Source organism: Arenimonas soli (genome assembly GCF_014643775.1).
Lineage (GTDB): Bacteria > Pseudomonadota > Gammaproteobacteria > Xanthomonadales > Xanthomonadaceae > Arenimonas > Arenimonas soli.
Window position 1 is genome coordinate 1,375,563 of sequence record NZ_BMKC01000001.1, and the last position, 12,090, is coordinate 1,387,652.

At 69.6% G+C, this 12,090-nt stretch carries 11 protein-coding genes; 9 read left to right on the forward strand and 2 right to left on the reverse strand.

Annotated elements, in window-relative coordinates:
- The first annotated feature begins 1 nt into the window (after nt 1).
- The 9 genes from IEX13_RS06660 (at nt 2) to IEX13_RS06700 (ending at nt 10,319) form a co-directional block, all read left to right on the forward strand.
- On the forward strand, nt 2-961 hold the full coding sequence (locus IEX13_RS06660; RefSeq protein ID WP_188662399.1) for a sodium-dependent bicarbonate transport family permease: 960 nt from the start codon (nt 2-4) through the stop codon (nt 959-961).
- A gap of 54 nt (nt 962-1,015) precedes the next feature.
- Nucleotides 1,016-2,023, forward strand: coding sequence for an amidohydrolase family protein (locus tag IEX13_RS06665; RefSeq protein WP_188662401.1), 1,008 nt, complete (start codon nt 1,016-1,018; stop codon nt 2,021-2,023).
- Nucleotides 2,020-3,303 carry a kynureninase gene (kynU, locus tag IEX13_RS06670; protein ID WP_188662403.1) on the forward strand — a complete coding sequence of 428 codons (1,284 nt, stop codon included), beginning with the start codon at nt 2,020-2,022 and terminating at the stop codon, nt 3,301-3,303. Before IEX13_RS06665 ends, kynU begins: the two co-directional genes overlap by 4 nt.
- Nucleotides 3,300-4,652 (forward strand): FAD-dependent oxidoreductase, encoded by a 1,353-nt coding sequence (locus tag IEX13_RS06675; RefSeq protein ID WP_188662405.1) that lies wholly within the window; start codon nt 3,300-3,302, stop codon nt 4,650-4,652. The genes kynU and IEX13_RS06675 overlap by 4 nt, the downstream gene beginning before the upstream one ends.
- Nucleotides 4,649-6,085 carry an exodeoxyribonuclease I gene (gene sbcB, locus IEX13_RS06680; RefSeq protein ID WP_188662407.1) on the forward strand — a complete coding sequence of 479 codons (1,437 nt, stop codon included), beginning with the start codon at nt 4,649-4,651 and terminating at the stop codon, nt 6,083-6,085. Before IEX13_RS06675 ends, sbcB begins: the two co-directional genes overlap by 4 nt.
- A complete protein-coding gene (locus IEX13_RS06685) occupies nt 6,082-6,765 on the forward strand; it encodes a DUF2461 domain-containing protein (RefSeq protein ID WP_188662409.1) in 684 nt (227 codons plus the stop codon). Before sbcB ends, IEX13_RS06685 begins: the two co-directional genes overlap by 4 nt.
- A 225-nt stretch (nt 6,766-6,990) precedes the next feature.
- On the forward strand, nt 6,991-7,845 hold the full coding sequence (locus tag IEX13_RS06690) for a hypothetical protein (protein WP_229668473.1): 855 nt from the start codon (nt 6,991-6,993) through the stop codon (nt 7,843-7,845).
- 3 nt (nt 7,846-7,848) lie between these two features.
- Complete coding sequence (locus tag IEX13_RS06695) at nt 7,849-9,069, forward strand: DUF4785 domain-containing protein (RefSeq protein ID WP_188662411.1); 1,221 nt, start codon at nt 7,849-7,851, stop codon at nt 9,067-9,069.
- A 92-nt stretch (nt 9,070-9,161) separates the two neighbouring features.
- Nucleotides 9,162-10,319, forward strand: a complete 1,158-nt coding sequence (locus IEX13_RS06700; protein WP_188662413.1) for an MFS transporter — start codon at nt 9,162-9,164, stop codon at nt 10,317-10,319.
- On the opposite strand, the gene IEX13_RS06705 is transcribed toward IEX13_RS06700, so the two are convergent.
- On the reverse strand, nt 10,316-11,242 hold the full coding sequence (locus tag IEX13_RS06705) for a 5'-nucleotidase (protein WP_188662415.1): 927 nt from the start codon (nt 11,240-11,242) through the stop codon (nt 10,316-10,318). The two genes, IEX13_RS06700 and IEX13_RS06705, sit on opposite strands and share 4 nt — an antisense overlap.
- A 42-nt stretch (nt 11,243-11,284) precedes the next feature.
- Nucleotides 11,285-12,064 carry an NAD kinase gene (locus IEX13_RS06710; protein ID WP_188662416.1) on the reverse strand — a complete coding sequence of 260 codons (780 nt, stop codon included), beginning with the start codon at nt 12,062-12,064 and terminating at the stop codon, nt 11,285-11,287.
- Nucleotides 12,065-12,090 lie beyond the last annotated feature (26 nt).

The following is a 12,090-nucleotide window of genomic DNA, read 5'->3' on the forward strand; positions in this document are numbered from 1 at the left end:
CATGCCCTTCGAGCTGGATCTTTTCACGGCCAACCTGCTTTCACCGGTCGTGCTGGCCTTCGCCCTGGGCGTGGTCGCGCGCAGCATACGCAGCGACCTGGACATTCCGCCGGCCATCCAGGCCTACCTGTCGATCTTCCTGCTGCTGGCCATCGGCCTCAAGGGCGGCGTGGCCCTGCGCCAGGACCCGCCGGACGACCTGTGGCTGCTGCTTGGCGTGACCATCCTCGCCGGCCTGGCGACGGCCACGTCCGCCTATTTCCTGGCCCGCGCCTGGCTGCGGGACGTGCCGCTGCAGGCGGGTGCGATCGCCGCGCATTACGGTTCGGTCTCGGCCGTCACCTTCATCGCCGCCCAACAGTTCGTCGAACGCACCGGCGGCCAGCCCGTCGAGGTATTGGTCGCGCTGGTGGTGGCGCTGGAAATCCCGGCCATCCTGGTCGGCATCGGCCTGGCGCGCGGCGGCGGGCGACCGAACTGGGAACAGGTGCGTGAAGTCCTGACCGGACGGACCTCGATGCTGCTGCTCGGCGGCCTGGCCATCGGCGCCATCGCCGGCAAGGCCGGCGTGCAGGCGGTGGATGCGATGTACTTCCAGCTGTTCCAGGGCATGCTGATGCTGTTCATGCTCGACATGGGGCTGGTGGCCGCCGGCCAGTTGCGCCAGCTCGGGCGCGGCTTCGGCCGCCTGCTGGTGTATGCCACCGTGCTGCCGGTCGTGCACGGCCTGGCCGGCGTGGCGATCGGGCACGCGGTCGGCCTGGGCCCGGACGGTGCCACGGTTTTTGGCGCCATGCTCGCCAGCGCCTCCTACATCGCCGCACCGGCCTCGGTGCGCGCCTCGCTGCCCGAGGCCGACGCCGGCCGCTGCATCACCGCGGCGCTGGGCCTCACCTTCCCCTTCAACCTCGCCCTGGGCATTCCCCTGTACGCGGCCTTTTCCGGCTGGCTTGCAACCTGAACCCATGGCCGGCGCCGGACCGGGCCCGGCGCCAAAGCGGCTAGAATCGCGCCCATGCTAAAGATCGACAGCCACGCCCACTACCTGCCCCGGACCTGGCCGAACCTTGCCGAGAAGTACGGCGACGTCCGCTTTCCGGTGATCCACCACGAAGACGGCCGCGCCCGCATCTACAAGGACGGCAAGTTCTTCCGGGAAATCTGGTCCAAGACCTGGGACCCGGCCGAGCGCATCGCCGACTACGCGCGCTTTGGCGTGCAGGTGCAGGTGCTGAGCACGGTGCCGGTGATGTTCAGCTACTGGGCCAAGGCCCAGCACGCGCTGGAACTGCACCAGGCCCTGAACGACCACATGGCCGAAGCCTGCCGCGACCACCGCAAGCATTGCGCCGGCATCGGCACCGTGCCACTGCAGTCGCCGCGCCTGGCCGTGCAGGAACTCGAGCGCTGCATGGACCAGCTGGACCTGCAGGGCGTGCAGATCGGTTCGCACATCAACGACTGGAACCTCGACGCGGCCGAACTGCAGCCCTTCTTCGAAGCGGCGCAGGACCTGGGTGCGGCGATCCTGGTGCATCCCTGGGACATGATGGGCACCGAGTCCATGCCCAAGTACTGGATGCCCTGGCTGGTGGGCATGCCGGCCGAACAAAGCCGGGCCGCCTGCGCGCTGATCTTCGGCGGCGTGCTCGAGCGTTTCCCGCGCCTGAAGGTCTGCCTGGCCCACGGCGGCGGCAGCTTTCCCTACACCATCGGCCGCATCGAACACGGCTTCAACATGCGCCCGGACCTGGTGGCCACCGACAACCCGCACAATCCGCGCAGCTACCTGCCGCGGCTGTACTTCGATTCCTGGGTGGCCGACGACCGCGCGCTGCGCTACCTGCTCGACACCGTCGGCGTGCCGCGGGTGATGCTGGGCACCGACTACCCCTTCCCACTGGGCGAACAGGTGCCCGGCGCCGGCATCGCCAACCTGGGCCTGAACGAATCGGACCAGGCGCGGCTTTACCACGGCACCGCGCTGGAGTGGCTGGGCCTGCCACGTTCGAGGTTCGAATGAACGACCTGCACACGATCCCGGCCGAACGCCTGGACGCCGACGATGCGCTGGCCAGTTTCCGCGACCAGTTCCTGATCCCCCGCCACGGCGACGGCGAACAGGCCTATTTCTGCGGCAATTCTCTGGGCCTGCAGCCCCGCGGCGTGCGCGAGGCCCTGCTGCAGGAGCTCGACGACTGGGCGGCGCTGGGCGTCGAGGCGCATTTCCACGGCAAACATCCGTGGATGCCCTACCACAACGAAGTGCGCGACGGCCTGGCCCACATCGCCGGCGCCGAACCTTCGGAAGTGGTGGCGATGAATTCGCTCACTGCCAACCTGCACCTGCTGATGGTCAGCTTCTACCGGCCGACGGCGCAGCGCCCGGCGATCCTGATGGAAGCCGGTGCCTTTCCGTCCGACCAGTACGCGATGGCTTCGCAGGTGCGCTTCCACGGCTTCGACCCGGCGACGGACGTCATCGAAGTCCAGCCCGACGAGGCCAACGGCACCATTTCGATGGCGGCCATCGAAGCGGCGCTGGACCAGCACGGCCACCGCATCGCCCTGGTGATGTGGCCGGGCGTGCAGTACCGCACCGGCCAGGCCTTCGACCTGAAGGAAATCACCCGACTGGCGCATGCCAAGGGCTGCGTGGTCGGCTTCGACCTGGCGCACGCGGCCGGCAACCTGCCGCTGGCCCTGCACGACAGCGGCGCCGACTTCGCCGCCTGGTGCAGCTACAAATATCTGAACTCCGGTCCGGGCGCGGTTTCCGGCGCCTTCGTGCACGCGCGCCACGCCACCAGCGACCGGCCACGTTTCGCCGGCTGGTGGGGCCACGACCAGGCCAGCCGCTTCAGGATGGGCCCGCAATTCCAGCCCACGCCCGGCGCCGACGGCTGGCAGCTGAGCAACCCGCCGATCCTGGCGCTGGCGCCGCTGCGCGTGTCGCTCGACCTGTTCTCCCGGGCCGGGCTGCCGGCGCTGCGTGCCAAGTCGGAAAAGCTCACCGCCTACCTCGAAGCCCAGGTGCTGGCGCGCCTGCCGAACGTGCTGGAAATCGTCACCCCGACCCAGCCGGAACGCCGCGGTTGCCAGCTGTCGCTGCGCGTGCGCGGCGGCCGCGACCAGGGCCGCGCGCTGTTCGATTACCTCGTCGCCCAGGGCATCGTCGGCGACTGGCGCGAACCCGACGTCATCCGCATCTCGCCGGTGCCGCTGTACAACCGGTTCGGCGATGTCAGCCGCTTCATCGCCGCCGTCGAAACCTGGTCGGCCCCAGCCGGCAGCGTCGCATGAGCACGCGCCCGGCGATCACCCTCGTCGGTGCCGGCCTTGCCGGCGCGCTGCTGGCGACCCTGCTGGCCCGCCGCGGGCAGTCGGTGGACGTGTTCGAAAAGCGCCCCGACCCGCGCCGCCGGGGTTACGAGGGGGGGCGATCGATCAACCTCGCGCTGGCCGAACGTGGCCTGCATGCCCTGCGCCAGGCCGGGCTTCAGGACGTGGTGATGGCCCAGGCGGTGATGATGCGCGGCCGCATGGTGCACCCGCTCGGTGACGACACCATGCTGCAGCGTTATGGCCGCGACGACAGCGAAGTGATCTGGTCGGTGCACCGTGGCCGGCTCAACATGGCCATGCTCGAGGCCGCCGAAGCAGCCGGCGCCCGCCTGCATTTCTCGCAGCGCCTGGACGGCGTCGATTTCGAAAGCCGCCAGGCAAGCTTCGTCAACGACCACGACCGCCAGCGTCGCGACCAGGCCTTCAGCGTGCTGCTGGGCTGCGACGGCGCCGGCTCCGGCCTGCGCGCGGCGATGGCGCCGCACGTGGACCTGGGCGAGCGCTTCGAACCGCTGGGCCACGGCTACAAGGAACTGGAAATCCCGCCCGCGGCCGACGGCGGCTTCCGCATCGACCCCAATGCCCTGCACATCTGGCCGCGCGGAGGCTACATGTGCATAGCGCTGCCCAACACCGAAAAGACCTTCACGGTGACGCTGTTCCTGCCCAACGAAGGCGACCCCAGTTTCGCCACCCTGCCCGACCTGGCCAGCGCCCGCGCCTTTTTCGCCCGCGACTTTGCCGACGCGCTGCCGCTGGTGCCGGACTTCGACGCCGACTGGACCAACAACCCCATCGGCGGCCTGGGCACGCTGCGCCTGCAGAACTGGCGGCTGGACGGCCGGGCCGTTTTGCTGGGCGACGCCGCGCATGCCATGGTGCCGTTCCACGGCCAGGGCATGAACTGTGCTTTCGAGGACTGCGTGGCGCTCGATGCCCACCTGGCCGCCGAGCCGGATTTCGAAGCGGCCTTCGCGGCCTTCGAGGCCGAACGCCGGCCCAATGCCGAAGCCATCCAGGCGATGGCGCTGGAGAACTACATCGAGATGCGCGACCGCGTCGACGACGCCGACTACCTGCTGCAGCGACAGCTCGAGGTGACGCTGGCCGACCGCCATCCCGGACGTTTCGTGCCGCGCTATTCGATGGTCAGTTTCGGCCGGGTGCCCTATTCGGTGGCGCTTGAACGCGGCAAGGTCCAGCGCGCGATCCTGGTCGAGGCCACGCAGGGCCTGCAGCGACTGGACCAGGTGGACCTGGTCGCCGCCGACGCCGCGGTGGAGGCAAGGCTGGCTCCCCTGGCATGACAGCCAGCTTCCTCTGGTACGACCTAGAAACCTTCGGCCGCGACCCGCGGCGCACGCGCATCGCCCAGTTCGCGGCCCAGCGCACTGACGCCGACCTCAATCCCGTCGGCGAACCGCTCAGCCTGTTCTGCCAGCCGGCCGACGACCTGCTGCCCTCGCCCGAAGCGACGATGATCACCGGCATCACGCCGCAGCACGCCCTGGCCGAGGGCCTGCGGGAGGCCGAGTTCATGGCCCGGCTGCACGAGGAATTCGCCAAGCCCGGCACCTGCGCCGTGGGCTACAACTCGATCCGCTTCGACGATGAGTTCGTGCGCTTCGGCCTGTACCGCAACTTCCACGACCCCTACGAACGCGAGTGGCGCAGCGGCAATTCGCGCTGGGACCTGCTCGACGTGCTGCGCCTGGCCGAGGCGCTGCGCCCCGAGGGCCTGGAATGGCCCAGACGCGAGGACGGCGCGCCCAGCTTCAAGCTCGAACACCTGGCCTTGGTCAACGGCGTGCGCGAGGGCGACGCCCACGAGGCCCTGAGCGACGTGCGCGCGCTGATCGGCCTGGCCCGCAAGTTCAAGGCCGCGCAGCCGCGCCTGTGGGACTACGCGTTTTCCCTGCGCAACAAGCGCCAGGTCGGCGGCCTGCTGGACGTGGCCAACATGACGCCGCTGCTGCACATATCCTCGCGCTACCCGGCCAGCCGGCACTGCGCGGCGCTGGTGGCGCCGATCGCCCGGCACCCGCGCATCGAGTCGCGGGTGATCGTTGCCAGCCTGGACGAAGACCCCACGCGCTGGCTGGACATGTCGCCCGAGGACATCGCCGAGCGGCTGTTCGTACGCGAAGCCGACCTGCCCGAGGGCGAACACCGCATCCCGCTCAAGGAAGTGCACACCAACAAGTGCCCGGTGCTGCTGCCGCTGGCGCACCTGCGCGGGACCGACTTCGAGCGCCTGGGCATTGACCGGGCCGCCAGCCTGGCCCATGCCGACACCCTGCGCGCCACCCCGGGCCTGGGCGAACGCGTGCGCCGGGCCTTTGCGGTGGAAGCCGCGCGTGAACCCGCCGATGCCGATGCGGCGCTGTACGACGGTTTCCCGGCGGAGGGCGACAAACGCCTGTTTCCGAAGGTACGCAGCACGGCCCCTGCCGGCCTGGCTGCGCTGGCCGGGCAGTTCACCGACCCGCGCTACGGCGAGCTGCTGTTCCGGTACCGCGCGCGCAACTGGCCCGACAGCCTCGATGCCGATGAGCGCGAGCGCTGGGACCTCTACCGCCGCACCCGGCTGGGCGGCGGCGACGGCCTGAGCGAATACGACTTCACTTCCTATTACGCCGCCATCGCCAGACTGCGTGCCGACAACCCGCCGGGCCCGAAGCAGGCCTGGCTCGACGCCCTGGACGCCTGGGGCCACGACATCCAGCGGTCCCTGGCATGAGCACCTACTTCAGCGACAAGACCTTCAAGTTCCTGCGGGCCCTGGCGCGCAACAACAACCGGCCCTGGTTCGAAGACCACCGCAAGGACTACGAGGCCCACCTCAAAGGCCCGTTCCAGCGGCTGATCGGCGACCTGGAACCCGACCTGCTGGCGATCAGCCCGCACTACCGCGCCGACCCGCGCGGCAATGGCGGTTCGTTGTTCCGCATCCATCGCGACACCCGCTTTTCCAACGACAAGACGCCCTACAAGACCTGGGGCGGCGCACGTTTCTTCCATGCCCGCAGCAAGCAGGTGCCGGCGCCGTCGTTCTACCTGCATATCCAGCCCGGCAACAGTTTCCTGGGCGGCGGCATCTGGCATCCCGAACCGGACGTGCAGCGCCGGATCCGCGAGTTCCTGGTCGACAATCCCTCTGGCTGGACGCAGGCCGTGCGCAGCGCGGCCTTCCGGCGCCGCTACGAAATGTGGGGCGACAGCCTGGTGCGGGCGCCGCGCGGTTTCCCCGCCGACCATCCGCTCATCGACGACCTCCGGCGCAAGGACTTCACCGCCGGCTACGCCCTGGACGACGAGGTCGTGCTGGGCCCACGCCTGCGCCAGGCCGTGGTTTCGGGCTTCAAGGGCGTCGTGCCGCTGGTGGATTACCTGTGCGCGGCGCTGGAACTGGAGTTCTGACAGCACAACCCTACTGATTTCCATACGGGGTAAGCAGTGCTGTACCTGGCGGGACCTGCGGCGCCATACGCTGCCGCATTGCAGCATCGAAATGTGTTGACCATCACGGATTTGGCCGTAGGGTGGGTCTCCATACGCCGGCGCAGGGGAGCGCCGGATTCCACCGGGCGGGGTTACGCAAGGACGGGGACACCACGTTTCGCATCGAATTCCTGGGGAGGGATCGTGCGCTATCTAATCTTCGCTGCCTTGGCGGCACTTTCGGGCGTGTGCAACGCAAACACCGGCGTCGCCTTCGTGCATGGCACGGGCAAACAAACCAACGCCACCGCGGACTACTGGACGTCCACCTTCGTCAACAACGTCCGGGGTGGGCTGCCCAACTCGGCCAACTACGTGGTGATCAACTGCGACTTCACCAAGTACATGTGGGACAGCGCGGCGGCCGGCTGCCTGGCGGGCCAGCTCGACACCTTCATCAACAACCGCGGCATCACCCGGCTGATCGTCATCACCCACAGCAACGGCGGCAACGTCATGCGCTGGATCCTGTCCAACCCGACCTGGGACAGCCGCTACCCGAACATCATCAGCAAAACCGTGCGCGTGAACGCCCTGGCCCCGTCCTCCGCGGGCACGCCGCTGGCCAACGCGGTGATCAACGGCAACGTCTTCGAAGGCGCGCTGGGCTGGCTTCTGGGCTTCCAGAACGACGCCGTGCGCATGCAGCAGACCAGCTGGATGGCCAGCTACAACAGCAGCTGGCTCTACGGCACCAGCGGCCGCCCGGCCCTGCCCAGGCCCTTCCGCAGCGTGGTCGGCACCGACGTGGAGTCGGCCATCTGGGATCCGGACAGCTACTGCGGCGGTTACGCCGAAAACGTCGGCCTGGAAACCACGCAGAACTGGCTGAACTCGTGTTCCGACGGTTTCCTGGAGTGTTCGAGCCAGTCCGCCGCCGGCAGCGTCTGGTTCCAGGACAAGGCGCGCATGCGCGGCCGCGAACCGCTTTCGCACAACCAAAGCCGCCGGGCCTGCTTCGGGCTCGACACCATCCTGCGTTCGGACATGGGGGCCTGAGCCATGAAAAAGACCCTTGTCGCCTGCCTTGCCACCCTCGCCTTTTCCTCGGCCCAGGCCGGCACCCTGCTGCCACCGGGCACCGCCGACCAGCAACCTTCGCAACTCATCGCCGCGCCGCTGCCCAAGGGCGACTTCGAACGCAAACCGGTGGCCGTGGCCTGGGCCATGGACCCTGCCGCGGAACTCGCCACCGCGCCGCCCCACCGGGTGCAAAGCCGGGAGTACTGGGCGGCGGTGGACGCCGGCCAGCTCAAGTCCGGTTTTCCGCTGACCACCACGGCACCGGGCGCCCTGGTGCGCATCAGCCCGCAGTCCGGCGCCAAGTCGGCGGCGGTGGATCCGGGCGAAGTGCGCCTGCTGCGCAATGGCCGGCCGCTGCCGGCCACGGCCTTCAAGCGCCTGGCGACCACGGACCAGCTAAGGAAGGCGGGCATGGACGTCTCGGACGGCACCGCGATCGTGCAGCTCGACCCGTCGACGGGCCAGGGCCGTTTCGACCTGCAGTTGGGCCAGGCGTCCGGCCGCTACCTCGTGCACGTCTTCGAACCCAACAGCGAGCTGGTGCTGGTGGCCCAGTCCGAACGCAGCCGACTGCTCGCCGGCGACCGGATCGAAGTGGCGGCCAGCCTGCAGCGGGGCAAGTCGGCCCTGGCCGGCAACGTCATGCAGGCCCAGTTGGTGTCGCCCTCGGGCCGGTCCTGGCCGCTGGCGGTCAGGAACGGCAAGGCCACGGGGCAGTTGCCGCTCGATGCCGATCCGACGCCCGGCCTGTGGGAAGTCCAGCTGTTCGCCGGTGCGGCCAGCAAGGACGGCCCGGTGCAGCGTGACGCCCGCACCGCGATCGAAGTCAGCCGTCCCACGGCCCGCCTGGGCGGTGGCTACGCCTTCGATCCGGGGGCGGTGAGCTTCAGCCTGCCGGTGCAGGTGGCGGCCCCGGGCCGCTACGAGCTTCGTGGCGTGCTCTATGCCACGGGTCCTCGCGGCGTCATGCAGCCCGTGGCCCAGGCGCACTCGGCCAACTGGCTCGAGGCAGGCCAGCGCAAGCTGGACCTCACCTTCGGCCCGGCCAACCTGCCGATGGGCTATGGCGCCCCGTTTGAACTGCGCTTCCTCGAGCTCAAGGACCAGACCCGCCTGGGCACGCTGGAAACCCGCGAACTGGCCCTGCGCGAAGGCGTGCGGCGGCCGCGTCCGGTTATCGCCGGGCCGCGGGAGCGTTGATCGCAGGACCCGGTTCCGCGGCTTCGCGGAAACGGCGATGATGTGACGGCCGGGCCTTCGGGCCCGGCCTTTCTTTTTCCTGCCCGGCCGACATGCCCCGCTCACTCTGGCGATTCGCCGCCTTCTATTTCTGGTACTACGCCGCGCTGGGGGCCTACACGCCCTACGTGGGCCGCTGGGTGGACGCGCTGGGCCACGGCGGCTTCGTGATCGGCGCAATGCTGGGGCTGTGGTACGGCACGCGCATCGTCGCGCCGCCGGCCTGGGCGGCGCTGGCCGGCCGCAGCGCGCGGCCCGGCGAGTGGTTCGTCGCCGGCTGCGTGGTCACCGCACTGTGTTTCGCTGGCTTCCTGGTCACCCGCGAGGCCTGGGCCCTGCTTGGCGTGATGGCCGTGTTCGGACTGTTCTACAACGCGGTGATGCCGCAGTTCGAAGCCATGACCCTGACCGCGCTGGGCCCCAGCCCGGAGCTGTACGGCCGCCTGCGGGTCTGGGGTTCGGTCGGTTTCCTGGCGGTGGCGTCGAGTTACGGCGCGCTGATGGACCGTTTCGGCGCCGACAGCTTTCCCTGGCTGACCCTGCCCCTGTTCGTGGCGATGGCGGTTTCGGCCTGGCCGCATCGGCACGACCGACCGCCGGAAATCGCCGGCCCGGCGATCGCCGAAGCCGGCCACCTGTTCAAGCGCCCGGGCGTGCGCCGCTTCTTGCTGGTGGCGATGCTGATGCAGCTGGGCTTCGGGCCCTTCTACGTGTTCTACACCCTGCACCTGCAGGCCGCCGGCCACTCCGGCGCCGCCATCGGCGCACTGTGGGCGATCGGCGTGCTGATCGAGATCGCGATGTTCTGGCAGGCGCCGAGGCTGATCGCGCGCTTTGGCGCCGGGCGGCTGCTCAGCGTCTGCCTGGGCGTGACGGTGCTGCGCTGGGCGCTGGTGGCGGCCTTCGCCGACCTGTTCTGGGTGATGGCGCTGGCGCAGACCACGCACGCACTGAGCTTCGCCACCTTCCACGCCTGCTGCATGCGCCTGATCACCGACTACTTCCCCGGCCGTCGCGCGGTGGCGGGCCAGAGCCTGCTCTATGGCTTCAGCTCGGGCGTCGGCGGCGTGCTGGGCGCCGGCCTGGCGGCGCTGATGTGGGAGCGGGTGGGCGCCGGCCCCGCGGCCTTCGCGGCCGGCGCCGTCGTGGCCCTGGTTGCCTGGGGCATCCACGCGATGCGCCGGCCCACGCCGGCGGCGACGCCCGCCTAGCCTTCGTTGGTGACGCCGAAGGGCACGTGGCCGGTGGCGACGTGCCGGCGGGCGTTGTCGACGTTGTGCTGGGAGTCGTCGAAGAAGATGTCGGCGCCGAAGGTTTCCAGGAACGGACCCTTGTCGCGCCCGCCCAGGAACATGGCTTCGTCCAGGCGCACCCCCCACTCGCGCAGCGTCAGGATGACCCGTTCGTGCGCCGGCGCCGAACGCGCGGTCACCAGGGCGGTGCGGATGGGCGAGGCCTCGCCGGCCGGGAAGGCTTCCTGCAGCTTGTGCAGCGCCGCCAGGAACCCCTTGAACGGCCCGCCCGACAGGGCTTCGCCGACGCGGTTGGTTTCGTTGTCGTGGAAGGCCGCCAACCCGGACTGGCGCGAGACGCGCTCGGATTCGTCACCGAAGATGACGGCGTCGCCGTCGAAGGCGATGCGCAGCTGGTCGTGGGTGCGTTCGGGCGGCTTGGACGGCAGGATGGTGGCCGCGGCGACGCCGTGTTCGAGCGCGCTGCGCACCGAATCGGGGTTGGCCGACAGGAACAGCTGGGCGCCGAAGGGCCGGATGTAGGGCCAGACCTCGGCGCCGCTGGTGAACACCGCGCGCACGATGCCCAGGCCGTAATGGCGAATGGAATTGAAGATGCGCAGGCCGGTGTCGGACGAGTTGCGCGACAGCAGCACCACCTCGACCCGCGGCGCCTCGGGCGGGCAACCTTCGTTGAGCGCCAGCAGCTTCTGCACCAGCGTGAAGGCGATGCCCGGGGGCAGGACCTCCTTTTCCCGGCTGCGCTGGAACCGGGCGTAGGCCTCCAGGCCACTGGCCTGGAACAGCGCATGGCTGTCTTCGAGGTCGAACAGGGCCCGCGCCGTGATGGCGACGACCAGGCGGTCGGAGGGCGATTCGGGCGGGACGGAATTCGGGGCCATGGGGACATTGTCGCCGGCAGCTGTCTCAGCAGCCGCGACGGCTCAGGTGATGAACTGCTCGTTGAGGATGCGTTCCTCGAGGTTGTGTTCGGGGTCGAACAGCAGGGTGACCGTGCGCTCGAGCGATTCGCGCACGGTGATTTCGGTGACGTCGCGCACCTCGTGGGAATCGGCGGTGGCGCTGACCGGACGCTTGTGGCCGTCGAGCACCTCGATGCGCAGGATGGTGTCCGAACGCAGCAGGGCACCGCGCCAGCGCCGCGGCCGGAAGGCGGCGATGGGCGTCAGCGCGATCACCTGCGAGCCCAGCGGCAGGATCGGGCCGTGCGCCGAGAAGTTGTAGGCCGTGCTGCCGGCCGGCGTCGCCACCAGCGCGCCGTCGCAGACCAGTTCGTCCAGGCGCACCTGGCCGTTGAGCGAAATGCGCAGGTGCGCGGTCTGGCGGGTCTGCCGCAGCATGGACACTTCGTTGTAGGCCAGCAGCGACACCGTCGCCCCCGATTCCGAAGTGGCGGTCATTTCCAGCGGCCGCAGCACGGTGGCGTGCGCGGCCTGCAGGCGCTCGAGCAGGTTCTCGGGCCGGTACTGGTTCATCAGGAAGCCGACGGTGCCCAGCTTCATGCCGTATACGGGCTTTCCCAGCGCACCGTGCCGGTGCAGGGTGTGCAGCATGAAGCCGTCGCCGCCCAGCACGCACAGCACGTCGGCGTCTTCCGGCGCCACCTGGCCAAAGCCGGCGCTCAAATGCTCCCGGGCCGCCTGCGCCTCGGGCGTGGAACTGGCGAGGAAGGCGATGCGGGGCTGGGCGGGCAGGCTCGTCATGGGCCCGAGGATACCCCAGCCAGCCC

What these genes read in the sequence shown, in the direction of transcription:
- sbcB (WP_188662407.1), top strand. Translation starts at nt 4,649, where the DNA reads ATGACAGCCAGCTTCCTCTGGTACGACCTAGAAACCTTCGGCCGCGAC.
- IEX13_RS06665 (WP_188662401.1), top strand. Translation starts at nt 1,016, where the DNA reads ATGCTAAAGATCGACAGCCACGCCCACTACCTGCCCCGGACCTGGCCG.
- kynU (WP_188662403.1), top strand. Translation starts at nt 2,020, where the DNA reads ATGAACGACCTGCACACGATCCCGGCCGAACGCCTGGACGCCGACGAT.
- IEX13_RS06695 (WP_188662411.1), top strand. Translation starts at nt 7,849, where the DNA reads ATGAAAAAGACCCTTGTCGCCTGCCTTGCCACCCTCGCCTTTTCCTCG.
- IEX13_RS06660 (WP_188662399.1), top strand. Translation starts at nt 2, where the DNA reads ATGCCCTTCGAGCTGGATCTTTTCACGGCCAACCTGCTTTCACCGGTC.
- IEX13_RS06700 (WP_188662413.1), top strand. Translation starts at nt 9,162, where the DNA reads ATGCCCCGCTCACTCTGGCGATTCGCCGCCTTCTATTTCTGGTACTAC.
- IEX13_RS06705 (WP_188662415.1), bottom strand. Translation starts at nt 11,242, where the DNA reads ATGGCCCCGAATTCCGTCCCGCCCGAATCGCCCTCCGACCGCCTGGTC.
- IEX13_RS06675 (WP_188662405.1), top strand. Translation starts at nt 3,300, where the DNA reads ATGAGCACGCGCCCGGCGATCACCCTCGTCGGTGCCGGCCTTGCCGGC.
- IEX13_RS06685 (WP_188662409.1), top strand. Translation starts at nt 6,082, where the DNA reads ATGAGCACCTACTTCAGCGACAAGACCTTCAAGTTCCTGCGGGCCCTG.
- IEX13_RS06710 (WP_188662416.1), bottom strand. Translation starts at nt 12,064, where the DNA reads ATGACGAGCCTGCCCGCCCAGCCCCGCATCGCCTTCCTCGCCAGTTCC.